We start from the raw sequence: 23,689 nt of genomic DNA on the forward strand, positions 1-23,689 counted from the left end.
GAACTACATCAGATCAATGTCGTCCAGCGGCACGGCAGCGCCGGTGAACTCGCCGTAAGTGTCGTCGGCGTAGAAGCCATCACCGAAGGAGGACGGCAGGGAGTAAGCCGCTGCGCGGGCCTCCTCCGTCGGCTCCACGCTGATGTTGCGGTAGCGGGAAATACCCGTACCGGCCGGGATCAGCTTACCGATGATCACGTTCTCCTTCAGGCCGATCAGCTTGTCAGAACGCTTGTTGATAGCAGCGTCCGTGAGCACGCGAGTGGTCTCCTGGAACGAGGCGGCGGACAGCCAGGACTCGGTGGCCAGGGAGGCCTTCGTGATACCCATGATCTCGGCGCGAACCTCTACCGGACGGCCGCCGGTCTTGACGGCCTCCTTGGAAGCAGCCACTGCGTCTGCGTGGTCCACCAGGGAGCCCGGCAGGAACTCGGTCGAGCCGGAGTCGATGACGGTCACGCGGCGCAGCATCTGGCGCACGATGATCTCGATGTGCTTGTCGTGGATGGCCACACCCTGATCGCGGTAGACCTTCTGGACCTCGTTGATCAGGTGCTGCTGCACGCCACGGCGGCCCATCACGCGCAGAACCTCGTGCGGGTCGGCAGCGCCCTTCAGCAGCTGCTGGCCCATCTTCACGTGGTCGCCGTCGCGGATCGGGCGCTCCACGCCACCGGTGCCCAGCGTTGCCAGGCCCTGGCGCTTGGAGAGCTTCTCGTAGACCACATCGTCGGAGCCGTCGTCCGGCTCGATGGTCAGGGTGAAGAAGTTGTCGTCGTCCTCGATGCGGACCTTGCCGTCCACCGACGCAATCGGGGACTTCGCCTTCGGCACGCGGGCCTCGAACAGCTCCTGAACACGCGGCAGACCACCGGTAATGTCGCCACCGACACCACCCAGGTGGAACGTACGCATCGTCAGCTGGGTACCCGGCTCACCAATGGACTGGGCGGCGACGATACCAACGGCCTCGCCGATCTCCACCTTCTTGCCGGTCGCCATGGAACGGCCGTAGCAGGTGGAGCACACGCCGGTGTTGGTAGCACAGGTCATCACGGAGCGGACCTTTACTTCCTCCACGCCGGCCTCGAGGAGAGCCTGCAGCTCGCCCTCGCCAACGACATTGCCCTCGGCGACGATAACGGTGCCGTCGGAGGCGGTGGCGTCACTAGCCAGGTAACGACCCAGAACAGACGTTTCGACGAAGTCCGCCGCGGTGTAGTTACCGGTCGGCTTGCCCTCGGCGTCCAGAACCGGAACGGCCACCGGCATGACAGCGCCCTGCTTGGTGCCACAGTCGTCCTCGCGCACGATGACGTCCTGCGCCACGTCCACCAGACGACGGGTCAGGTAACCCGAGTCGGCGGTACGCAGTGCCGTATCGGCCAGACCCTTACGGGAACCGTGGGAGTTGTTGAAGTACTCGAGCACGGACAGGCCCTCGCGGAAGGAGGTCTTGATCGGGCGGGTGATGTACTCACCGCGCGAGTTCGTAACCATGCCCTTCATGCCGGCCAGGGTCCAGATCTGACGCATGTTACCGGCAGCACCCGACTTCACGATCATCGGAATCGGGTTGTCATCCGGGTACAGGTCCTCGACGGACTGACCAACGTAGTCGGTGGCTTCCTTCCACAGGTCAACCAGGGACTGGTAACGCTCGGCCTCGTTGATCTTGCCGCGTGCCATCTTCTTCTCGATAACGCGGGCCTTGGCCTCGTAGTTATCCAGGACTTCCTGCTTGTTCGGCAGAACCAGCACGTCGTGCATGGTGATGGTCACACCGGAGCGGGTTGCCCAGTAGAAGCCGGCATCCTTCAGCTTGTCCACCGTCTGCGCCACGGTGATCATCGGGTACTTCGCCGCGAGATCGTTAATCACGGAAGCCTGTGGCTTCTTCGCCATGACGCCCTCTACGTATGGGTAGTTCCACGGCAGCAGCTCGTTGAACAGCACGCGACCCAGGGTGGTCTCCGCCAGCCAGGTCTGGCCTCGCTGCCAACCATCCGGGAACAGTTCGGCCTCGATCTCCGCGGTCGGGCGCAGGTGGCTGATACGCACGTGGATCGGAGCCTGCAGGCCCAGCACGCCACGGTCGTAAGCCATGATCGCCTCGGCCAGGGAAGAGTACACGCCCTGCGCCGGACCCTCCTCGGTGGCCGGTGCGTAGGCACCCTGGCCGCCGAACTCCTCCGGCTTCTTCAGCAGGGTCAGGTAGTACAGGCCGGTCACCATGTCCAGACGCGGCATAGCCAGCGGCTTACCGGATGCCGGGGACAGAATGTTGTTGGAAGCCAGCATCAGGATGCGGGCCTCGGCCTGCGCCTCTGCGGACAGCGGCAGGTGAACAGCCATCTGGTCACCGTCGAAGTCCGCGTTGAAGGCCTCACAGGCCAGCGGGTGCAGCTGGATGGCCTTACCCTCGACCAGGATCGGCTCGAAGGCCTGAATACCCAGGCGGTGCAGGGTGGGTGCACGGTTCAGCATCACCGGGTGCTCGGCGATGGCCTCTTCCAGCACGTCCCACACCTCGGGGCGCTGGCGCTCCACCATGCGCTTGGCGGACTTGATGTTCTGCGCGTAGGACTTCTCCACCAGGCGCTTCATCACGAACGGCTTGAACAGCTCCAGGGCCATCAGCTTCGGCAGACCACACTGGTGCAGCTTCAGCTGCGGACCAACGATAATCACGGAACGGCCGGAGTAGTCCACACGCTTACCCAGCAGGTTCTGGCGGAAGCGGCCCTGCTTGCCCTTCAGCAGGTCAGACAGGGACTTCAGCGGACGGTTGCCCGGGCCGGTAACCGGACGGCCGCGACGACCGTTGTCGAACAGTGCGTCGACGGACTCCTGCAGCATGCGCTTCTCGTTGTTCACGATGATCTCGGGCGCGCCGAGGTCCAGCATGCGCTTCAGGCGGTTGTTGCGGTTGATTACGCGGCGGTACAGGTCGTTCAGGTCGGAGGTCGCAAAGCGGCCACCGTCCAGCTGCACCATCGGGCGCAGCTCCGGCGGGATAACCGGGATGCAGTCCAGAACCATGCCTGCCGGGTCGTTGCCGGAACGCAGGAACGCGGCGACGACCTTCAGGCGCTTCAGAGCGCGCAGCTTCTTCTGACCCTTGCCGTCACGGATGACCTCGCGCAGGGACTCGGCCTCGGCCTCGAGGTCGAAGCTACGGATCAGGGTCTGGATGGCCTCTGCACCCATGCCGCCGGTGAAGTAATCCTCGTAGCGGTCGACCAGCTCGTTGTAGATGTTCTCATCCACAATCATCTGCTTCGGAGCCAGCTTGACGAAGGTGTTCCAGATCTCGTCCAGGCGGTCGATCTCGCGCTCGGCGCGCTCGCGGATGTGGCGCATCTCGCGGTCGGCTGCGTTCTGGACCTTCTTCTTGGCATCGTTCTTGGCGCCAGCTGCCTCGAGCTCGGCCAGGTCGTCCTCGAGAGTCTTGGCACGGTCGGCCAGCTCCGCATCGCGCTCCTGCTCGACTTCCTTCTTCTCCAGCAGCATCTCTGCCTCGAGGGTGGACTGGTCGTTGTGGCGACCCTCCTCATCCACGGAGGTGATGATGTTGGCGGCGAAGTAGATGATCTTTTCCAGATCCTTCGGAGCCAGGTCCAGCAGGTAGCCCAGGCGAGAGGGCACGCCCTTGAAGTACCAGATGTGGGTAACAGGCGCGGCCAGCTCGATGTGGCCCATGCGCTCACGGCGAACCTTGGACTTGGTCACCTCAACGCCACAGCGCTCACAGATGATGCCCTTGTAGCGCACGCGCTTGTACTTGCCACAGCCACACTCCCAGTCGCGGGTGGGGCCGAAAATGCGCTCGCAAAACAGGCCGTCCTTCTCCGGCTTCAGGGTGCGGTAGTTAATGGTTTCAGGCTTCTTGACCTCGCCACGGGACCAGCGACGAATGTCGTCCGCAGTCGCTAGGCCGATGCGAAGCTCATCGAAAAAGTTGACGTCCAGCACGTGGACTTCCTTTCCCCTCCTCTTTCCGGAGGGCTTTGGGTAGTTACGGCGCCTGAAGCTGTGTTGTTTGTCGGGCTCAGGCGCCGAAAATACGGCGAATGTACGAAAGTCAGATGTTTAGGGTCGTCAACGCCCTAGCTGACGTCCATGTCAGCATCCGGACGCTCGTCACGGGACAGGTTGATGCCCAGAGCCGCGTTAGCGTTCTCCAGTTCATCGTCATCGTCGGAGGACAGCTCCATCGGGGTGCCGTCGGCGGCCAGAACCTCAACGTTCAGGCACAGCGACTGCAGCTCCTTCAGAAGGACCTTGAAGGACTCCGGGATACCAGGATCCGGGATGTTCTCGCCCTTCACGATCGCCTCGTACACCTTCACACGACCAACCACGTCGTCGGACTTGATGGTCAGGAGCTCCTGCAGGGTGTAGGCGGCACCGTATGCCTGCATTGCCCACACCTCCATCTCACCGAAGCGCTGGCCACCGAACTGTGCCTTACCACCCAGCGGCTGCTGGGTAATCATGGAGTAAGGACCAGTGGAACGAGCGTGGATCTTCTCGTCGACCAGGTGGTGCAGCTTCAGCATGTACATGTAGCCCACTGCAACCGGGTACGGGAAGGGCTCGCCGGAGCGGCCGTCGATCAGGTTGGACTTACCGAAGTCGTCGACCTGGCGCTCGCCGTCGCGGTTCGGCAGCGAGGAACGCAGCAGGCCGGACAGCTCCGCGTTGGAAGCACCGTCGAACACTGGGGTGGCGGTCAGGGAGTCCGCCGGAACCTCGTACAGCTCCTCCGGCAGGGTCTCCAGCATCTTCTGGATCTTCGGATCCTCAGAGTCGGTGTCGACCTTCCAACCGGCCTTAGCCAGCCAGCCCAGGTGCACCTCGAGGACCTGACCAATGTTCATACGACGCGGCACGCCGTGGGTGTTCAGGATGATGTCGATCGGAGTACCGTCCGGCAGGAACGGCATGTCCTCCTGCGGCAAGATCTTGCCGACAACACCCTTGTTGCCGTGGCGGCCGGCGAGCTTATCGCCGTCCTGGATCTTGCGCTTCTGGGCGACGTAGACGCGAACCATCTCGTTCACGCCTGCGGCCAGGTCGTCGTCATCCTCACGGGAGAACACGCGAACGCCGATGACCTTACCGGTCTCGCCGTGCGGCACCTTCATGGAGGTATCGCGAACCTCGCGGGCCTTCTCGCCGAAGATGGCGCGCAGCAGGCGCTCTTCCGGGGTCAGCTCGGTTTCACCCTTCGGGGTGACCTTACCGACCAGGATGTCGCCGTCGCGGACGTCCGCGCCGATGCGGACGATACCGCGTTCGTCCAGGTCAGCCAGGACATCCTCGCCCACGTTAGGAATGTCGCGGGTGATCTCCTCCGGACCCAGCTTGGTGTCGCGGGCGTCAATCTCGTACTCCTCGATGTGGATCGAGGTCAGAACGTCCTCCTCAACCATGCGCTGGTTCAGGATGATGGCGTCCTCGTAGTTGTGGCCTTCCCACGGCATGAAGGCAACCAGCAGGTTCTTGCCCAGCGCCATCTCGCCGTGGTCGGTTCCCGGGCCGTCGGCCAGAACCTGGCCGGCCTCAACGCGGTCGCCCTCGTCCACCAGCGGAGTCTGGTTGTAGCAGGTGCCCTGGTTGGTGCGCTCGAACTTGCGCAGCATGAAGGTATCGCGCACACCCTCGTCATCCATGACGGTGATGTAGTCGGCGGAGACGTACTCGACCACGCCTGCCTTCGGCGCGATGATCATGTCGCCGGCGTCATAAGCAGCGCGCAGCTCCATACCGGTACCCACGAACGGGGCCTCGGAGCGCAGCAGCGGCACAGCCTGACGCTGCATGTTGGCACCCATCAGTGCACGGTTAGCATCGTCGTGCTCGAGGAACGGAATCATAGCGGTTGCCACGGAAACCATCTGTCGCGGCGACACGTCCATGTAGTCCACCTCGGTGTACGGGACGACCTCCACGTCGCCGCCGCGCAGGCGAACCTCAATGCGCTCCTCGGTGAACCGGTGATTCTCGTCGAACGGGGTGTTCGCCTGAGCAATCACGTGGCGGTCCTCTTCGTCCGCAGTGAAGTAGTAGACCTCGTCGGTGATCTGCCCGTCCACAACCTTGCGGTACGGGGTCTCGATGAAGCCGAACGGGTTCACGCGAGCGTAGGAGGAAAGGGAGCCGATCAGACCAATGTTCGGCCCCTCAGGCGTCTCAATCGGGCACATGCGGCCGTAGTGAGACGGGTGAACGTCGCGGACTTCCAGGCCGGCGCGCTCACGGGACAGACCGCCCGGACCCAGCGCAGACAGGCGGCGCTTGTGGGTCAGGCCGGACAGGGAGTTGTTCTGGTCCAGGAACTGCGACAGCTGGGAGGTCCCGAAGAACTCGCGGATAGCCGCGGAGACCGGGCGAACGTTAATCAGGGAGGTCGGGGGGATGGACTCCGCATCCTGGGTGGTCATGCGCTCACGCACAACGCGCTCCATGCGGGACAGACCCACGCGAACCTGGTTCTGGATCAGCTCGCCGACGGTACGCAGACGACGGTTACCGAAGTGGTCGATGTCGTCGGTATCGATCGGGATCTCGGTGCCATCCGGGGAGGTCATGGACTTCTCACCGGCGTGCAGGCGCACCAGGTACTCGATGGTGGTCAGGATGTCCTCTTCCGTGAGGGTCATCACGCCATCGGTATCGCCGCCCAGGCCCAGCTTGCGGTTGACCTTGTAGCGGCCGACCTTGGCCAGGTCGTAGCGCTTCGCCTTGAAGAAGGAGTTCTCCAGCAGAGCCTGCGCGGAGTCGCGCGTCGGGGACTCACCCGGGCGCTGCTTGCGGTAGATCTCCAGCAGGGCCTCGTCGGTGTTGTCCACGCCGTCCTTTTCGAGGGTGGACATCATCAGCTCGGAGAAACCGAAGCGATCGGTGATCTCCTGCGTGGTCAGGCCCAGGGCCTTCAGCAGCACGGTGACCGGCTGGCGACGCTTGCGGTCGATGCGCACGCCGACGGTGTCGCGCTTGTCCACGTCAAACTCGAGCCATGCACCGCGGGAAGGGATCACCTTCACGGAGTGCAGGGGACGCTCGGTGGAGGCGTCGATGGAGGCGTCGAAGTACACGCCCGGGGAACGGACGAGCTGGGAGACAACGACACGCTCCGTGCCGTTGATGATGAACGTGCCCTTGTCGGTCATCATCGGGAAGTCACCGATGAAGACCGTCTGGGACTTGATCTCACCAGACATGGAGTTGGTGAATTCCGCGGTCACGTACAGCGGTGCCGCGTAGTTGATGTCCTTATCCTTCGCCTCGTCGATGGTGGACTTCACGTCATCGAAGCGGGGCTCGGACAGGGTGAGGGACATGTTCTCGGAGTAGTCCTCGATCGGAGAAAGCTCCTCGAGAATCTCCTCGAGTCCGCTCATGATGCGGACGTCCTCCCCTGCCTCTGCTTGGGCGCGGGCACGCCACTCAGGCGTGCCAACGAGCCAAGCGAAGGACTCTCGTTGGAGGTCAAGAAGGCCTGGAACCTCAATCGGAGCGTCGATCTTCGCAAAGCTGTGTCGCTGCGGAGCTCCGGGAATTCCGGCCACTGAGCTGGTCTGGCGGGAGACTGCCAAGATGGGTCCTTCCAGCACAACATCGGTCGGGCGCTACGTGGTGGAGCTGTAGTGCGCGGCCGTGATTGTGTGTGTACGGTCTCGTGATGGTCGATTTAGTTGGATTTTCCCTGCCAAACTATCCCCACGCAGAAACGACTAAACGACCTTGTCAAATGGCCTTTTTGGCTCGTTTGGCAAAGTCTGCTTCATGCGTAATGTCTTCACATCACTTCTGCGTAGCTTTGTAGTCGTTTCGTTGTAGCCGATAGCTCAACAAATCAAATCCAGCGCAACGAACTATCCTATAGCATGGCTGCGCGAATGTCTAGGCTTCCTCCACCTGACTCTCAGGCTCCCCCGCCCGACGCTCAGCCCTACGCTCGGCCCTGCGCTTGGCACGTCGCCACAGGACCAACACCACGGATGCTGCTGCCACAATAACACCCGCGACAATCAATGCAACCCCCCATTTATCGGTGTGGCGCTGCCCGCTGACCTCCATGGCCTGATCCAGCATGGACTGCGTCACCCGCTGCGGGGTCTTGCCGTGGAACTGCAGCAGGTTCTGCACGTCCTTACCGGAGTCGTCGCGGTACGTGTCCTTCACGTTCTCCTCCACACTCACCAGCAGGCCGGACTTCGGCTCTACCGCCAGCTCGCGCCAGCCTTCGTGGAACAGCTGAGCGCGCTGCGGCTTGCCATCCTCCCCTTCAACGGTGATGGTGTTGCGCACTCCCGCATACTCCTTGGCCACGGAGGTTGCCGGGATCTCCTGACGGAAGACGTACAGCTCGTGCTCGCGCCCGTCAGCGGTGGTGACATTGCGGGTGCCGGTGAACTCCGCAGGCAGCGCGCGACGTAGCGTCATATCGAAATAGTCGTAAGAGCGCTGCTCAGTACCCTGCGGGAACTTGGCCCAGTAACCGGCGATCTCGCCGTCGGTAGCCGGGGTGGCGGGCGTGTCCGAGACCTTCGCATTACCCTTCGCCTCGCCCGTACGGCGATCCACGGTAAAGCTCCAGACCTGCGCGTCCAGCAGCGATTCCAGGTCGTCCTCCACGTCCGTGCGGGCGGTGGTCACACCGACGCGCGCACTGGCTTCCTCATCGGTGGCGGGCTCCTCGAGCGTGATCTTGAACTGGCGGTTGACCGGCGCCGTCACGTCCTCTTTACCGTCCAGCCCTTGGTAGTTCGGGCCGATGACCGCCGCGGGGTCGTTCAGGGTAAGCGTTGTCGCGGCCAGGTCTAGAGGCACGGCCTTGTCGTTCGATACAACCTTTGGGAGCATGACACCCACAGTGATCAGCGCTACGCCAATCAGCGCACCGAGCGCACCCAGGATGTAGAGGCCTTTGCCGGAGCCCTTTTTATTCGTCACTTCTCTGCCACCATCTGCGATTAGATCAGTTTTAGCTACCCGTGCGCCCGGAGAACTGGGCACACGATTCGATATTCGTCACTTAAGCGTAGCAAGACAACAAAAAACCGCCGGAAATCACGAAATGTGATTCCCAGCGGCTTTGATTTGCCTGCACATTCGGCACTAGACCGAAGCGCGGGAAGTAAGGCGAGCTTACTTGAGGGAGACCTTTGCGCCAGCCTCTTCCAGCTTGGTCTTAGCAGCCTCAGCGTCGTCCTTGGAAGCACCCTCCAGCAGAGCCTTCGGAGCACCCTCAACCAGCTCCTTGGCCTCCTTCAGGCCCAGGCCGGAGACGATCTCGCGGACAACCTTAATAACGCCGATCTTCTTAGCGCCTGCGTCCTCCAGAACGACGTCGAACTCGTCCTTCTCCTCAGCAGCAGCGCCGCCCTCAGCGCCCGGAGCAGCAGCAACGGCAGCAACCGGAGCAGCAGCGGTGACGTCGAAGACCTCTTCGAATTCCTTAACGAACTCAGACAGTTCGATGAGGGTCATTTCCTTGAAAGCCTCGATGAGCTCGTCCTTGGTGAGCTTAGCCATGATGGCATCCTTTCGTAGTTGCGCCGGTGGGCCGGAAAGTGTTGGCGACCCGGCCGGCAAAGTGTTTTATGTCTTATGTATGAGCGGAGGGAACTTACTGTTCCTTCTTCTCCTGCAGTGCAGCGGCCAGGCGTGCCACCTGGGATGCTGGTGCGTTGAACAGGCCTGCGGCCTTTGCCAAGGAACCCTGCATGGCACCGGCCAGCTTGGCCAGCGTGGTTTCGCGATTGTCCAGCTCGGCGATTGCCTCAACCTGAGCGGCATCAATCGTGGCACCGTCCATGTAGCCACCCTTGATCACGAAGTTCTTGTGATCCTTGCCGAAGTCCTTCATGGCCTTCGCAGCGTCCACGGCCTCGCCGTTGACGAATGCGATTGCGGTAGGACCGGTCAGCAGGGACTCATCAAGCTCAATGCCAGCTTCGCGTGCAGCCAGCTTGATCATGGTGTTCTTGGCGACGGAGTAGGTAACGTCCGAACCCAGTGCGCGACGCAGCTCGGTGGTCTCAGCCACGGACAGGCCACGGTACTCGGTCAACAGAGTGGACTGTGCCTGCTCGAAGCGTGCCTTGAGCTCTTCCAGCGAAGCGGTGTTCTTCGGATTAGCCATACTCTCGCCTCCTTCCTGATGTTTACGGTGTACGTTTTTGCAGTACGTCCACCGACGATCATTGTTGAAGGGCAACACTGCACATAAACGACAAAGCGCCTCGCGTTTCCGGCGTTTTACGCAAGAAGCACAAGGCGCATTCGTAGGATCCCCGGCTTTCTAGGGCTGGAATCCGATCCGAACGTCTAATCGTGTTACCTGCGTGGGCCGTCATCTATGACGATGATCCTTCAATCTCCTGCCCACTCTCCCCTGTTAAGGTTCGCGCGGACGGTGATGACCGACGGTCTTCGGTGAAAACTTGACGTTGCTGATCTCGTTGTTGATCTAGTCAAACTTCCTCGAAGGAGGTTACACCCCTGCCTCCCTTTCCTCCAAATCGCTGTTCTTTATTTTTGACGCCACCCTGCGCGAGAAATTATTTCGTTTCCAAAACTGGGGCTGCGAGTTTGATTAGCCTTGGGGTTCATGGACGCATTCATCCCGAAGTTCCTATCCAGTCTACGAAGCAACAATCCACTGCCGGAGGGCGTCAATAAGTGGGACACACCTCTAGAAGGTAAGACGCCGACGGTACTGATCCACGGCACGTGGCTCAACGCATATAACACGTGGGACTACGTGGCCAAGCACCTCATTGCGGCAGGTCACCCAGTGTTTGCCGTGAACTACGGCAAAGACCGGTCTGCCTTTACAGGCAAGGCGCCGGGCGTGTACGCCAACAACTTCCTGCGCACCTCCCAGAAGGAGGTTGCGGCCTTCATCGACGAGGTAATCGAGCGCACGGGTGCGAAGAAGGTGAACTTGGTCGGCCACTCGCAGGGCGTGGCGCAGGCGCGGCTGTACCTTTCCGATTCCGGCGGCGCCGACCGGGCGGATGTGGCGCGCAACAAGGTGGATCGCCTGGTGGGCGTGGGCCCTGCGCACCACGGCACCACCCTGTCCGGCATCTCGACCCTGGGCGACAAAATCGACCCGAATAACAAGCTCGCGGGGTTCCTGGAGAAGTTCCTGGGTGGCGCAGCGATCGACCAGCGCTTCGGCAGCGAGTTTGGTGAACACCTGAACCGCGATGGGGATACCACCCCGGGCGTGGACTACACGATGATCACCGCGAAGTACGACGGTATTGCCACTCCTCGTTTGAAGCAGGTGATGGTCGCCGGGGAGGGCGCGCGGGTGCGCAACCTGAGCGTGCAGGACAACAACCCGCTGGATCTTTCCGGCCACCTGGCGATGCTGTACTCGCCGCGTGTGGTCGATCTGATTCTGGAGGCCCTGGAACCGGGAGAAGACGGCCCGGCTACTTACCGCGCCGCCCATCCGCTGAAGCGCGGAGTGGTGCTTCCTATGATGGGCGAGTTCCGGCTGCCGGGGCGGCGAGCTTAGCGAGACTCCTCACCGTCCCAAACCTCTTCGTCTGCGATGCCCTCTGCATAGGCTTGCTCAGCACGGTCGCGACTGATTTCCCGGTAGGCCTGCAGCAGTTGCAGGGTATGGGCACGCTGCATGTTGCGGGCCGCAACAAAGAAGAGCAAGGCTCCGCCGAGTAGCCCCATCAGGCCGAGCCCCAGTAGGAAGCCGGTCGTCCAGCCACCGCCGGTAAGGGAATCTATAAAGGACTCTACGGCGGTTTTCTCGGTGTCTACGTTCTGCGCATCATTCGTGTTTGCAGCCCCGTCTGCATTCTGCTGCCCTTGGGCGGCGTTGATGCGATGGATGCCACCGGCACCGCCTGCTTCGCCTTCCACAGCCTCGGCCTCGGCTTCTATTTCGCCACCGTCTGCGACCGCAGCACCAGCAGAAGCTCCGTCCGCGGTGTCAGCAGAACCTGCATCCGCGGCGCCAGCAGAAGCGCCACCATTTGCTAACGCAGCGCCGCCGGCAGACCCAGATGAACTGTCGGAGCTACTCGAGCCGGCAGAACCACTGGAACCAGCCCCCGTGGATTCGGCTCCACTAGCCGTGCCGTGGTTATCCGATGCGGCGCTGGTACCGGAGGGTGCTGCACCAGAACTCTTGCCGGCAGAGTTGTTGCTAGCGGCGCCGGCCGCCGTGGAATCTCCGGTGCCGGCACCACCAGCCGCCCCGGTGGAAGGATTCTGCTGTGCCTTGCGGTTTCCGCGCAGCGCCTCGATGCCACCGACGATCTCGTCCATGTACTTGCCGAGCTTCGCGTTTTCGCTGTCTAGGTGCTTCTGAAACTCCTGGAGTTCCTCCAGGCCAGACTTCCCACTGCCCGTATCGTCCCCGCACGAATCCTTGATGACGAAGAAGGTCTCTAGCTCCTTATCGAACTTCTTGCCGTCCACAGCAGTGCCCTGGTAGCGGAAGACTACGCGGTACGCGCCCGGCTTGGTGAAGAGGAACTGCTGATGGTCGTGCGCCCCAACCGCATAGCTGACCTTGTGCTCACGGTGCTCGGAATCCAGACGCAGGCTGACACTACCCAACCCATTGTCCGACAGAGTCACCATGCGACCGGGACCTTCAAAGTCCTTGATGGTCACGTCCACGCCCTGCTTAGCCGAGTTCAGGTGCTCGGTGGAAAAGCCCAGCCACGGGACGTTCGGGTTCTCCCGCTGTGCCTGCGGAAGTGCGTATGCGGTCTCCCCCAGTTCCTCCTGGTAATCCTGCGGGACTCCAACCTTGGCCTTCGGGCTGTTGACTAGGAAAATGAAGCTGCCGGACTCGCGCTCCTGCACATTCGCGGGATCGGATCCGTCCTTCAGGAAGGTGTGCGGATCCGCGTCAGATTCGTCCGAGGTTCCCACGCCCATGTCCATGTGGCCCTTAGGAATCACGGCGCGCTCTGTCCCCTGCCCTTCACCGAAGGCATCGTTGACCTCGCTACGGACCTCGTCGTCGGAGATTTCCTCAGGGGCTTCGCACGTCGGCGCTGGCTTGTCGGTGCCATCGCTCGGATCTTCCTCGTCACCCGGCGTCTCGTTTTCGCCTGGCGTTTCATTCTCGCCTGGCTGCTCGGGGTCTTCGGGCTGCTCAGGGTCTCCAGGTTGCTCGGGTTGCTCGGGTTGCTCGGGCTCTTCAGGTTGATCTTGATCACCAGGATTGCCCGGCTCCAGCGGCGCGATCGGACTCTTGATCTCGTTCAACCCAGTGGTCGTGCCCTCCGGCAGCCCCACCTGCTTATCGCTGCCGACCAGCCAGTTGATGGTGCGCGCTGCGGACTTGACGGTAGAGCCGTCCTTCTTCTTGACGTCCCACTGCATCGTCAGCTGATACAGCCCCGGCTTAGAGAAGGTCCAACCGAAGTGTCCGTGCCCGCCGACCTCGTAGTCGTAGTCCTTCAAACCGCCCTTGGTGGACAGCACGCGCTCCGGGGTAGGCGTACCGGAGTTGTGGAAGAAAACCTCCATGTCGCCGGGGCCGGAGAACTTCTTCATATGGAAGTGGAGATTTGGCTCGGCGAAATCCTTTGGCACCTCGATCTCGTGTGCCGGGTCAAAAGCACCCAGGCCCGCCCAGATCGGGCGCCATTGGTTAGTGAAGTCCGCGTTCTGCGGGGCATGCCACAGCACCGTGCCGGGCTTGCCTAGGAAGGACAGCGCCTTCTTGTTCGGCACCTTGATGCGGGAGGCTTCCTTGCCATCAATCGCGTCGGGCGCCAGTCGCAGACAGACGTCATCGGCGGGCACGGGCTGCTGCCCGTCGACGACCATCACGTCGGGCTTGCCCTTGTTATAGGTGCCGTACACCGCATCCACGTGCGCGTTGTACAGCAGTTTTCTGCCCGCACACACGTGAGCTTTCCCGGTTGCCCGATCCTTAACGTCCTTGCCGACGGTCGGTCCGTCGCTGGTCGTTCCAGGCTTATGCCCTGTCGGTGTTGCTTGCGCTCGCTGCAACACCTCGGCGGTGCGGTGGTCACTGGTAAGTGGTGACGCCGCATTCCAGGCGCCGGCCACCACCGTTAGCACCAGCACACCCAATACCGCCAGGGTGGACTTGGCAGCCCACATCATCCGATCGGCCCTATTCTGACTGCGCTTAAGCTCAGCTAGCTGCTGCTCGGCCAGCTGCTGGAAAAGTTCATGCTTTTTATGCATCAGTAGCTACCACCTGTGAGGGGTTGTTGGATTGTCGGGCGGCGCGAATGGGCGTCGCCACAAAGAAAGAAAGAAGGAAAACAACGGTGAGAACCAGGACGATCGTGGCGCCCGTAGGCACATCGATCGCCCAAGACACGTACACGCCGAGGAAGGAACCGACCATGCCGATCACGGCGCTCAGCGCCATCATTACGACCAGTCGGTCGGTCCAGAGTCGCGCTGCCGCGGCCGGGGTAATCAGCAGTGCGAGCACGAGAATGTTGCCGACGGTGCGAACAGACATCACCACGGCAGCGGTGACGGCGAGGTAGAGGATCACGTCGATCAGCAGCACGCGGATGCCCATGGCGGCGGCGGTTTCGCGGTCGACGGAGACCGCCACGATCTCCTTGTGCAGCGCCGCCACGGCCAGGATCACGACCGCGCCGACGACAGCGCTGAAGATGATGTCGGAATTGGATACGCCCGTGATCGAGCCGAAAAGGAAGCTATTTAGGCTGGCCGTATAGCCCTGCACCTTCGAGATCACCACCAGGCCCAGGGCGAAGGCCGCGGCGAAGAAAATGCCGATGATCGTGTCTTCCTTCACACGCCTACGCTGCGAGAATAGGGCGATCAGAAGGGCCACCACGGCGCCGGCCAACGCCCCACCGGCGATCACGGAGAACTGCAAGGCGAAGGCAATGGCCAGGCCCGGGAACACGGCATGCGCCACCGCATCGCCGATGAACGCCATGCCTCGCAATACCACGTGGGTGCCGATCACACCGCATACCAGGGCGGAGAGAACAGCCACCAGCAGTGCCTTCGGCAGGAAGGCCAGGGCGGGGTTCGTCAGGTCGGCGAGGAACTGGGAAAAGGAAATCACGATACCAACCCCACTCCCCGCAACAGCGGCGAATCCGGGCGAACGTCGAAAGTCTCCATCCACGGTTCGGGGTTCTGCAGCTGGTCCGGGGCGCCGTCGGCGACCACGCGACCGTTCAGCAGCACCACACGATCGCAGACGTGCACCGCCTGCGCCAGATCGTGGGTCACCATCAGGATGCTCATGCCATCGGCTGCCAGGGACTGCAGGATCTCCACCAGCGACTCGATGCTGGGGAAATCCATGCCCGTGAAGGGCTCGTCCAGCAACAGCAGCGTGGGCTCCACAGCTAGGGCGCGCGCCACCAGCACGCGCTGGCGCTGCCCACCGGAGAGCTGACCGATGGGACGGTCCGCCAAGTGCTGAAGGTTCACGCGCTTTAACGCATGCGCAGTGGCCGCAAAGTCTGCCCGGCGCGACCGACGGAACGGACCAATCAGCCCCGCGCGACCGTTCCGCACGGTGTGGCGAACGTCGATGGGATAGTCCCACGCGAACTCGTGGCGCTGGGGAACATAGCCCACGCTCGCGGCCTTGACACTTCCCTTGGTCCGCGGGATGAGCCCCAAGATGCTGCGCATCAGGGTGGTCTTGCCTGCTCCGTTGGGGCCGAGTAGCCCTATTAGCTCACCGGGGTGCGCCTCGAGGTTCACATCGGTCAGGATCTGGCGCCCGGACAGCCGGACACTCAGATCCGCGATCTGCAGTGCGGTCACTTCAGCTGACCCCACAGTTCATCCTCGATCCGCTTGCGCTCCTTGGCGCCCTTGCGCAGGGAGAGGAAACCGAAAGCCAGCAGTGCGACGACAACCACGCCAATTCCGCCCAGGATCCACGGCAGGGCGGAGTTGCCGCCCTCGGAGCCTTCGCCGGAGCTGTTGGCATTCGCATCTGCGGCGTTGGCGGAATTGTTGGGGTTGGAACTGTTGGCGTCACCAGAAGAACCGGCAGCACCTGCCTTCGGCAGCTCACCCTCCCAGCTGGAGTTCTGCGCCTCGGAAGGGTCCACCCCCACGGCAAAGTTCAGCACCTTCGTGGTGGTCTTCTCGGAACCGTCCTTCAACTTCACCCGCACACCCATGGCCACTCGGTGCACTCCTGGCTCAGTGAATACCCAGTTGGCGTGGGTGTGCGTGTTCAGATCCACCCACAGGTCCTGAGGGGTGGGCTGCGCGGAGTTCCACAGCTCCTGGGGTTGTTCGAAGCCGCCGGCCTGCAAGAACATGCTCATCTGGCCAGGGCCCTGGTGGCCCAGGTACTCCATGGTCACGCCACGGTTGGCTTGGGCGATCAGTGCCGGAGACTGCGTGTTCCAGCCCAGCCACGGCACGCCCTGCACCTCGGTCTGTGGCAGGACCCATACCTCCTGGCCGGGCTGCGCACCGGTGAACTCGTATCCACCATCGGCGGGGAGTTGCTGCTTGGCCTTGTCGGAGACATCGAAGACCACATCGTCCAGCACGCGCCAGATGGGCTTTTCCTCCGCATCGTCGCGCAGCTGCACGTCCAGCTCGCCGCCGTCCAGGCGCATGCCGAGGTCCGCGTGGCCGCGGGTAAACACGTGCGAGGTTCCCGCGGGAGCGTGCTGCTCTTTGTCCGTCACGGTCTGCTGTAGCGCCGGGTCTTGTGCCTGGCCTTGTGCTGGCTCCTGTGCCTGCGCCACTGCGACCGGCGGGGCCACCGGCACTCCCGCCACTACTACTCCCCCGGCCAGCAGTGCGGCGGCCGCGGGAGCTAGACAGGACTTCCTGATCCGTGTGTTTCGCATGTTCTGTTTGATCCTTTACTTTTGTTCTTCTGTTGTTCTGTTCTTCTCTTGTTCCTGAAAACGTCGTTCCCCTGCGCGCCAGAGTTCTATGCGCCACTTAGGCAGCCCGCCATCGATTCCGCATTGGTTCGCATCAGATCCACATACGTCGGCGCCGTGTCGTCGAGGGTGTCGCTGCGTATCTGGCACACACTCACGCCCAGTCTGTCTGCGATCTGCTGCAGCTCGCGCGTACGCCCCGCCATCGTCGGCTCAATAAACACCGCCGGAACCTTCAGGTTTTCCAGGGTGCGGGTCAGGCTGACGAGGTCCCGTGTGCTCGGCTCAATCTCTGGGTTCGGGGTGACGAAACCGGCTACGTCCAGGCCGTAGGCGTCAGCAAAATAGGCGTAGCCGTCATGAGCCGTCACCAAGTGCCGGCGAGCCTCGGGAATACTGCGGACCTGGCGCTTGATCTCCCGGTCAAGGCGGTCGAGCTCGTCCAGGTAGGTTCGCGCGTTCTGCTGGTAATCAGCGGCGTGCTCGGGATCTACGGCGATGAGCTTGTCGCGAATGACCTTCACATACGCCATCGCGTTCTTCGCGTTGTGCCACAGGTGCGGGTCGAGCTCGCCGTGGACGTGCTTGCCTAGCACTGCTTGAGGCAAAAGGTAGGTCTCGTCGCCCGCCGTGCCGAGGAAGCGGAAGTTCGGGTCGCCCGGGATCGGCTGCAGGGTCTGGTTAGGCACGCTGACCACGGCATTCTTGGGGTCGAAGGTGCCACCGTCGCCGACGAGGTTGATGCTGTTGTCGTCGGCGTTTACCGCAATGTCGTAGTGCCCACTGTCTATCTTTTTTGACGCCCCGTCTTCCGTGCCCACATTGAAACGCACGGTCTGGTCCGCGATGTGCTCTGGAGGTTTTCCCTCGTCCGGTACCAGGGATGCGCTCAAGTGCAGGGTGTACGTGCCGGGTTTGGAAAAGGACCAGCTCATGTGGGTGTGTGCGTCGACCGGCAGCGTAGCCGTATCGCCCTCGTACCCGCGGGAGGCATCGAAGCCATCGCGAGAGTTGAAGAAGATCTCCGGCTGGCCGAAGGTGCCGGTGATGTATGCCGCCGCATCACCTGGCCCTTCCACGTCAGTCACGCTGAGGTGGACTTCGGAGTGTGCGGAACCGCCGTGCCGGGCGCCGATCCCCTGGGCGCGCAGGCCCAACCAGACGGTATCGAGCGCCATGTTCTCCACCAACGGGATGACGGTGGCGCCTTGGTTGGCGGCCACATCGGCCAGGGCCACGACCTCCGTGCCGGGCAGCACTCCGTTATCCATGGTGCGCAGCACCGACTGCTGCTCCAGCAGCAGCCCGTTGTTGAACGCGATGTCCGCGTTTGCGAGGTTGCGAACATCCCGCAGGGTGAGCTCGTAGGTGTGCGGGTCAGCGGTGTTCGGGATCAGGGCGGTCACGCGGGCGGCATCGCCCGCGACATGGCGGGCGAGGTCGGCAATGATGGGCGTGGAGGCTACGACATCCGTGATGCCGTCATCCCTGCTGGGCAAGCTCGCGCCGCCAGCTGCAGCACAGCTGGCTAAGCCCGCAGAGAGCAGCACCATACTGACATTCGCGCACAGGGACTTGGCAAGCCCCCGCCGCGATGAAGCTGCGTGGCCCATCCTTAAGACTTTGCGCCCGGGGCTCGAGGGGGCGTCATCGAACGAAGAGCCGCCACCGAATCAGCAGACAGAGAGTTCGTGCGCAACATGTAGACCACGCCTGCGCCGAGAGCGATCAGACCCGCGCCGGCGATTGCCAGGGCCAACATCGCGGAGGTCGATCCGGTATCGGCAAGGGAGCCGTCGGCGCCGGATGCAGTGCCGGCATCGCCACCGGCTGCGCCCCCGCCTGCTCCTGCTGCGCCGGAACCGCCTTCTGCGCCGGAGGCGCAGTCGCCGTCAGTGGTGACGGTCGCGCCGAAGTCGAAGTGGCCGCTGTTGGCATTGCCGCTGCCGCCGACGGTGAAGGTCAGCGTGGCGGGAGCGCTGATCTTCTTGCCCTGCTTCGTAGTGGCGGTCTGCGTGATGCCTACCTTGTACGTGCCGGGCTTAGAGAACACCCAGTTCGGGTGCACGTGCGAGTTGCGCGGCACCACGTGAGCGCCGGATGCATTCCCGCCGCTGGCCTTGAACCATTCCTTGCCCACAACCTGGCCCAGGTTGCCTTGTTCGAAGACGTACATGCTGCCCGGTCCGCTGAAGGACGTCAGCTTGAAGGTGACATCACCTTGCGTATTCGCCAGGAGGTCCGGGTGCATGGTGTTGACGCCCACCCACGGCACTCCGTTGGACTGGGTAGCACCGATCATCCAGGCGGTACCAGCTCCAACAGGGCCGAGAGGCTGCGGAAGGTTCGTCTTCGCAGCGGAGCCTAGACCGAAGTTCAGCGCGCTGGGGCTGGTCCACTTCGGTGGCTGCTGGCGGTCGTCCTTAATTTGCGGGCGGAGGGCAGGTTCGCCCTTCTTGCAGGTGGCCGAGCCTTGTGTTCCCGCGGAGCCGGTGGAACTGGCAGTGCTGCTGGAAGAGCTGGACTTTCCTGCCGGGCTCGACTTACCCGTGGCGCCAGCCTTGCCCGCAGAACCGGCCTTGTTCCCAGTGCCGGCGCCAGCGGAACCACCGCCAGTAGCGCCGCCGCTGGCGTTACCACCGCTGTTCGAGTTGTCCGATGCCCCGGCGCCAGTGTCTGTGTCCTCGCCTCCGCACGGGGTGGCCCCCTCGGCGGGTTCGTCGGCGTTGGAATCCTGGTCGGACTTACCGACGACCCAGGTGTAGGTCTTCACTTCCGATTCAGCACCGTCAGCGGTGGCCTGCACCTGCATGGAGTAGCGGCCGGGGCGCTCGAAGCCCCAGTTGGCGTGGACGTGGCTGGGGTTAGCCTGGTTGATGCTGTTGCCGGACTTGACTTCTACCCCGTCGGAGAGCAACGGGGTGGCGCCGCCGTTGAAGGCCTGGCTCCACATGAACACTCGGCCCGGACCGCACACGCGATTGAAGTTGATCTTTACGCCCTGGTAGTGCGGTGCGACGCCCTGAGTGTCCCAGCCCGGCCAAATCAGATCCTCCTCTTGGGTCTGAGGCAGGAAGTAGGTCGGCACACCGACCTCCGCCACATCTTTGGTGCGAGGTTCGTAGGCGTGCGCCCCAACTTCCAAGGTGACGTTGTTCGGATCGTGGGCCACGTGGGAACCGGTGGCATCCTCGGTCAGATCCAGTTTGAGGTTACCTTTGCCCGAGGAGGTGACGTGGAAGGCGTCAATATGCCCTTGATTCAGGGTGACAGAATCGGCCTTTGCCTCAGGTAGGGTTTGCGAGCTGAGGTTGCCGATGCCGAGGAAGGCTGCGAAGCCTACGAGGAGGGCGGCTGAGAGAGCCGCGAGGGGTGATGTGCGCACCAGATTAAGTCCTTTAAAACACAATGAGTCTAGTTTTCATTAAGGACTATAGTGAAGTGGCAACCATTTTCAAACAATGGGTGTGGCAGCTCCCTCCCTCGCTACCCCACCGGCACCTGAACCATCCTCAGGCAAAAGAAAACACCCTCGCCGCCCGAAGGCAACGAGGGGGCGAAAATCCTAGAAGGAACCTAGGAAACGAGACTTAAGCCTCTTCGGTGAAGTCCTTCACGATGGTGTTGTCCACCGGAACGCCGGGGCCGTTGGTGGATGACATGGTGACCTTCTTGAAGTAGCGGCCCTTGGAGGAGGAAGGCTTCAGACGCAGCAGCTCGTCGATCAGAGCGCCGTAGTTCTCAGCCAGCTGCTTCTCGGTGAAGGAAGCCTTGCCCAGGATGGCGTGCAGGTTAGCAGCCTTGTCCACGCGGAAGGAGATCTTACCGCCCTTGATCTCGGCGACAGCCTTAGCAACGTCAGTGGTGACGGTGCCGGTCTTCGGGTTCGGCATCAGGCCACGGGGGCCCAGGACGCGAGCCACACGACCAACCTTGGCCATCTGATCCGGGGTAGCGATCGCAGCGTCGAAGTCGGTCCAGCCGCCCTGGATCTTCTCGATCAGCTCGGCGGTGCCAACGACGTCAGCGCCAGCCTCTTCAGCGGCGGTAGCGTTCGGGCCCTCGGCGAAGACGACAACGCGAACTTCCTTACCCGTGCCGTTCGGCAGGGAAACGGTGCCGCGGACCAGCTGGTCGGCCTTGCGCGGGTCAACGCCCAGGCGGATAGCAACGTCGACGGTAGCGTCGAAGTTCTTGGAGGAGGTCTCCTTGACAGCCTTAGCGGCTGCCAGCGGGGTGTACAGGCGGCCAGCGTCGATCTTCTCCGCTGCCGCGCGGTATGCCTTAGAGGTCTTGCTCATAGTGAATCCAATCTTTAGTTTCGTTGGAGTTGTGGTGCAGGCCAAGCAAGCAGCCTTACCACGGTTTGTGAATCCGGTTAGGGAATTACTTCTGCGGAGCGTCCTTGACGGTGATGCCCATGGAGCGAGCAGTACCGGCGATGATGGCAGCGCCAGCCTCAACGTCGTTAGCGTTCAGGTCTTCCTTCTTGGTGGTTGCAATCTCCTTGCACTGATCCCAAGTAACGGAGCCGACCTTGTCGGTGTGCGGAACGCCGGAGCCCTTCTGAATGCCCGCGGCCTTCAGCAGCAGCTTCGCTGCCGGCGGGGTCTTCAGCTTGAAGTCGAAGGAGCGGTCTTCGTAGACGGTGATCTCAACCGGAACGATGTTGCCGCGCTGAGCCTCGGTAGCAGCGTTGTACGCCTTGGTGAACTCAACAATGTTCACGCCGTGCGCACCCAGAGCCGGGCCAACCGGCGGTGCCGGAGTAGCCTGACCAGCCTGGATCTGCAGCTTAATAAGGCCAGTAACCTTCTTCTTAGCCATCTTAAAACCTACTTTCTGTTATCAACACGATCCCGTAGCACAGGTAAGCACGGGATAATCGCATCGACCGGATGCCGGGATTTCACCAGCCACCGGAAATGGAAAAACTTGCGTGTCGCGCCGTGAACATAAGCCCACGGACAACCTGCATAACTCTAGTTCAGCTTCTCTACCTGATCAAATTCCAGCTCAACCGGGGTCTCACGGCCGAAGATGGAGACCATGGCCTTCAGGCGGTTGTTCTCGGTATCGATCTCGCTGATGGTTGCAGAGACGGAAGCGAACGGGCCGGACAGAATGGTGACGGACTCGCCTTCCTCGTAATCCACCACAACCTGCTCGCTGGCCGGCTTCGGCGGGGTGGCCACACCCGTTGCGGATACGTCCACACCGGTTGCTGCCTCTTCGCCATCCTCGGATTCCTGCGGCTTCGCAGTCTCCGGCGGCAGCAGGAACTTCGCAACCTCGCGGATCTTCACCGGGGTGGGCTTGCCCTCGTTGCCGACGAAGCTGGTCACGCCAGGGGTATCGCGGACAACGGACCAGGAGGCGTCATCCAGAGACATACGCACCAGCACGTAGCCCGGCAGCAGCTTGCGCTTCACCAGCTTGCGCTTGCCGTCGCGTAGCTCCACAACTTCCTCGATAGGCACGACAACCTCGTGGATCTGCTCGTCCACGCCCAGGGTCTGGGCGCGCATCTCCAGGTTGGTCTTCACCTTGTTCTCGTAGCCGGAGTAGCACTGGATGATGTACCACTCACCCGGCAGCTTCTTTAGCGCGCGCATGAACTGGCGTAGGCGAGCCTTGTAGGCGGCCATCGCAGCGTCCTCTGCGGACTGCTCGGCCTCGCCTTCGGCTCCCTCGCCACCCTCGGCTGCTGCGGAAGCCTCAGAAGCTTCGGCGCCGTCGGCGCTCGCCGTTTCTTCGGCCCCTTCGGTGGTTGGTGCTGCGGCGTCCTCATTAGTGACGCCCTCAGCCTCAGCACCCGCAGCATCCTGGTGCGCCTCAGCAACGGCCTGCTGTACGTCTTCTTGAGCGGCTGCAGCCAGACTCTCAGCGCTGACAGCCTCGCTGTTCTGGTTGTTGTTCTGGTTCTCTTCGGTCATGGAAGCACCCTCCATCATTAAAAATCCGCCTATCGCCGGGCGGCGAAGGCGGTATATAAGTTGATGTTCGCTAGCTTAACACAAGTTAGCGCATGATCTGACGCAGACCCCAGCTAGCAGCCCAGTCGGTGCCGGCCACAAGGGCGCAGACGAAGATCAGGAATAGTAGGACGATGATGGTGTAGTTCACCATCTCGCGACCCGTGGGCCAGATGACCTTGCCCATTTCGGAGATCACGCCGCGGATGTAGTCCATGATGGCGCTAAAGGGGTTCTTGCGGGTCTTTACAACTTCCGGAGCCTTGGAGTTGGAGTTCGCGACCGCGCGGGACGTGGTGGCCTGTCCGGCCACCTGACGCTTGCCGGACGGACGAAGGCTGCCGCCAGTGCCGGGTTCACCGGCCGCGGTCTTTTTGCTCTCGTCGCTCACGTCTAAGTTCTCCTTAAAGGTACCTGCAAGGAAGATCGTGCAGGGGCGACAGGACTTGAACCTGCAACCTGCGGTTTTGGAGACCGCTGCTCTGCCAATTGAGCCACGCCCCTATCGAAGTTCTGGTTCACGAGTGTACGCGACCAGACCAACATAGGTGAAGCAACATCCTGATAGCGGGGAAATACAGTGCCCATCTGCTGGACTTGCAGCTTCCACGCCACACATTCAGTGCAACGTTCAAAAACAATAGCAGGATAACGACCGCGCGACCAAATAGGGCGCGGGTGCTGGGGCTTGCGGAGTCGGGACACGCAGGTTTAGGGCAGGCGGTTTAAGGCGAGACACAGAACGTAGCGCCAGCAAAAGCAAAACCACCCGGCGACTTACATTGAACTAGCCCCCGAAAGTTGGACTGGTTT

At 62.2% G+C, this 23,689-nt stretch carries 16 protein-coding genes and 1 tRNA gene; 1 reads left to right on the top strand and 16 read right to left on the bottom strand.

Annotated features, from left to right (window positions below):
• Nucleotides 1-3 precede the first annotated feature (3 nt).
• From HMPREF3166_RS08690 to rplJ, 5 genes are all read right to left on the bottom strand, one after another.
• A complete protein-coding gene (locus HMPREF3166_RS08690) occupies nt 4-3,975 on the bottom strand; it encodes a DNA-directed RNA polymerase subunit beta' (RefSeq protein WP_035003013.1) in 3,972 nt (1,323 codons plus the stop codon).
• Nucleotides 3,976-4,109: 134 nt separating this feature from the next.
• Entirely contained in the window at nt 4,110-7,622 is a 3,513-nt protein-coding gene (locus HMPREF3166_RS08695; protein WP_070488754.1) for a DNA-directed RNA polymerase subunit beta, read from the bottom strand.
• Nucleotides 7,623-7,911: 289 nt separating this feature from the next.
• Nucleotides 7,912-8,964: a cell envelope lipid trafficking protein PgfA gene (locus tag HMPREF3166_RS08700; RefSeq protein ID WP_070488756.1), complete on the bottom strand. Its 1,053-nt coding sequence runs from the start codon at nt 8,962-8,964 to the stop codon at nt 7,912-7,914.
• A gap of 195 nt (nt 8,965-9,159) precedes the next feature.
• The gene (gene rplL, locus HMPREF3166_RS08705; protein WP_005292020.1) at nt 9,160-9,546 is read right to left on the bottom strand and encodes a 50S ribosomal protein L7/L12; all 387 of its coding nucleotides are present in this window, start codon (nt 9,544-9,546) and stop codon (nt 9,160-9,162) included.
• A 94-nt stretch (nt 9,547-9,640) separates the two neighbouring features.
• The gene (gene rplJ / locus HMPREF3166_RS08710; RefSeq protein WP_005292022.1) at nt 9,641-10,156 is read right to left on the bottom strand and encodes a 50S ribosomal protein L10; all 516 of its coding nucleotides are present in this window, start codon (nt 10,154-10,156) and stop codon (nt 9,641-9,643) included.
• Nucleotides 10,157-10,624: 468 nt separating this feature from the next.
• Here rplJ and HMPREF3166_RS08715 point away from each other — a divergent pair, with 468 nt between their 5' ends.
• A complete protein-coding gene (locus HMPREF3166_RS08715; protein ID WP_070488759.1) occupies nt 10,625-11,545 on the top strand; it encodes an esterase/lipase family protein in 921 nt (306 codons plus the stop codon).
• Here HMPREF3166_RS08715 and HMPREF3166_RS08720 read toward each other — a convergent pair.
• From HMPREF3166_RS08720 to HMPREF3166_RS08770, 11 genes are all read right to left on the bottom strand, one after another.
• Nucleotides 11,542-14,223 (bottom strand): choice-of-anchor M domain-containing protein, encoded by a 2,682-nt coding sequence (locus HMPREF3166_RS08720; RefSeq protein ID WP_070488762.1) that lies wholly within the window; start codon nt 14,221-14,223, stop codon nt 11,542-11,544. The two genes, HMPREF3166_RS08715 and HMPREF3166_RS08720, sit on opposite strands and share 4 nt — an antisense overlap.
• Nucleotides 14,216-15,094, bottom strand: coding sequence for an anchored repeat-type ABC transporter permease subunit (locus HMPREF3166_RS08725; protein ID WP_070488765.1), 879 nt, complete (start codon nt 15,092-15,094; stop codon nt 14,216-14,218). The genes HMPREF3166_RS08720 and HMPREF3166_RS08725 overlap by 8 nt, the downstream gene beginning before the upstream one ends.
• The gene (locus HMPREF3166_RS08730; protein ID WP_070488768.1) at nt 15,091-15,810 is read right to left on the bottom strand and encodes an anchored repeat-type ABC transporter ATP-binding subunit; all 720 of its coding nucleotides are present in this window, start codon (nt 15,808-15,810) and stop codon (nt 15,091-15,093) included. Before HMPREF3166_RS08730 ends, HMPREF3166_RS08725 begins: the two co-directional genes overlap by 4 nt.
• Entirely contained in the window at nt 15,807-16,862 is a 1,056-nt protein-coding gene (locus HMPREF3166_RS08735; RefSeq protein WP_070488771.1) for a choice-of-anchor M domain-containing protein, read from the bottom strand. Before HMPREF3166_RS08735 ends, HMPREF3166_RS08730 begins: the two co-directional genes overlap by 4 nt.
• Nucleotides 16,863-16,948: 86 nt before the next feature.
• Nucleotides 16,949-18,454 carry an anchored repeat ABC transporter, substrate-binding protein gene (locus HMPREF3166_RS08740; protein ID WP_070488774.1) on the bottom strand — a complete coding sequence of 502 codons (1,506 nt, stop codon included), beginning with the start codon at nt 18,452-18,454 and terminating at the stop codon, nt 16,949-16,951.
• 62 nt (nt 18,455-18,516) lie between these two features.
• Complete coding sequence (locus HMPREF3166_RS08745; RefSeq protein ID WP_070488777.1) at nt 18,517-20,286, bottom strand: TIGR03773 family transporter-associated surface protein; 1,770 nt, start codon at nt 20,284-20,286, stop codon at nt 18,517-18,519.
• 205 nt (nt 20,287-20,491) lie between these two features.
• Nucleotides 20,492-21,202, bottom strand: a complete 711-nt coding sequence (gene rplA / locus HMPREF3166_RS08750) for a 50S ribosomal protein L1 (RefSeq protein ID WP_005292043.1) — start codon at nt 21,200-21,202, stop codon at nt 20,492-20,494.
• A gap of 85 nt (nt 21,203-21,287) precedes the next feature.
• The gene (gene rplK / locus HMPREF3166_RS08755) at nt 21,288-21,728 is read right to left on the bottom strand and encodes a 50S ribosomal protein L11 (RefSeq protein ID WP_034986238.1); all 441 of its coding nucleotides are present in this window, start codon (nt 21,726-21,728) and stop codon (nt 21,288-21,290) included.
• A gap of 155 nt (nt 21,729-21,883) precedes the next feature.
• On the bottom strand, nt 21,884-22,837 hold the full coding sequence (gene nusG, locus HMPREF3166_RS08760; protein WP_070488791.1) for a transcription termination/antitermination protein NusG: 954 nt from the start codon (nt 22,835-22,837) through the stop codon (nt 21,884-21,886).
• Between the two features lie 85 nt (nt 22,838-22,922).
• A complete protein-coding gene (secE, locus tag HMPREF3166_RS08765; RefSeq protein WP_070488780.1) occupies nt 22,923-23,267 on the bottom strand; it encodes a preprotein translocase subunit SecE in 345 nt (114 codons plus the stop codon).
• A 40-nt stretch (nt 23,268-23,307) separates the two neighbouring features.
• Nucleotides 23,308-23,380 (bottom strand) — tRNA-Trp (locus HMPREF3166_RS08770).
• Between the last annotated feature and the right edge of the window lie 309 nt (nt 23,381-23,689).

The organism is Corynebacterium sp. HMSC08A12 (genome assembly GCF_001807485.1).
Classification (GTDB): domain Bacteria; phylum Actinomycetota; class Actinomycetes; order Mycobacteriales; family Mycobacteriaceae; genus Corynebacterium; species Corynebacterium evansiae.

What these genes read in the sequence shown, in the direction of transcription:
- nusG (WP_070488791.1), bottom strand. Translation starts at nt 22,837, where the DNA reads ATGACCGAAGAGAACCAGAACAACAACCAGAACAGCGAGGCTGTCAGC.
- rplJ (WP_005292022.1), bottom strand. Translation starts at nt 10,156, where the DNA reads ATGGCTAATCCGAAGAACACCGCTTCGCTGGAAGAGCTCAAGGCACGC.
- HMPREF3166_RS08740 (WP_070488774.1), bottom strand. Translation starts at nt 18,454, where the DNA reads ATGGTGCTGCTCTCTGCGGGCTTAGCCAGCTGTGCTGCAGCTGGCGGC.
- HMPREF3166_RS08720 (WP_070488762.1), bottom strand. Translation starts at nt 14,223, where the DNA reads ATGCATAAAAAGCATGAACTTTTCCAGCAGCTGGCCGAGCAGCAGCTA.
- rplL (WP_005292020.1), bottom strand. Translation starts at nt 9,546, where the DNA reads ATGGCTAAGCTCACCAAGGACGAGCTCATCGAGGCTTTCAAGGAAATG.
- rplK (WP_034986238.1), bottom strand. Translation starts at nt 21,728, where the DNA reads ATGGCTAAGAAGAAGGTTACTGGCCTTATTAAGCTGCAGATCCAGGCT.
- HMPREF3166_RS08715 (WP_070488759.1), top strand. Translation starts at nt 10,625, where the DNA reads ATGGACGCATTCATCCCGAAGTTCCTATCCAGTCTACGAAGCAACAAT.
- rplA (WP_005292043.1), bottom strand. Translation starts at nt 21,202, where the DNA reads ATGAGCAAGACCTCTAAGGCATACCGCGCGGCAGCGGAGAAGATCGAC.
- HMPREF3166_RS08735 (WP_070488771.1), bottom strand. Translation starts at nt 16,862, where the DNA reads ATGCGAAACACACGGATCAGGAAGTCCTGTCTAGCTCCCGCGGCCGCC.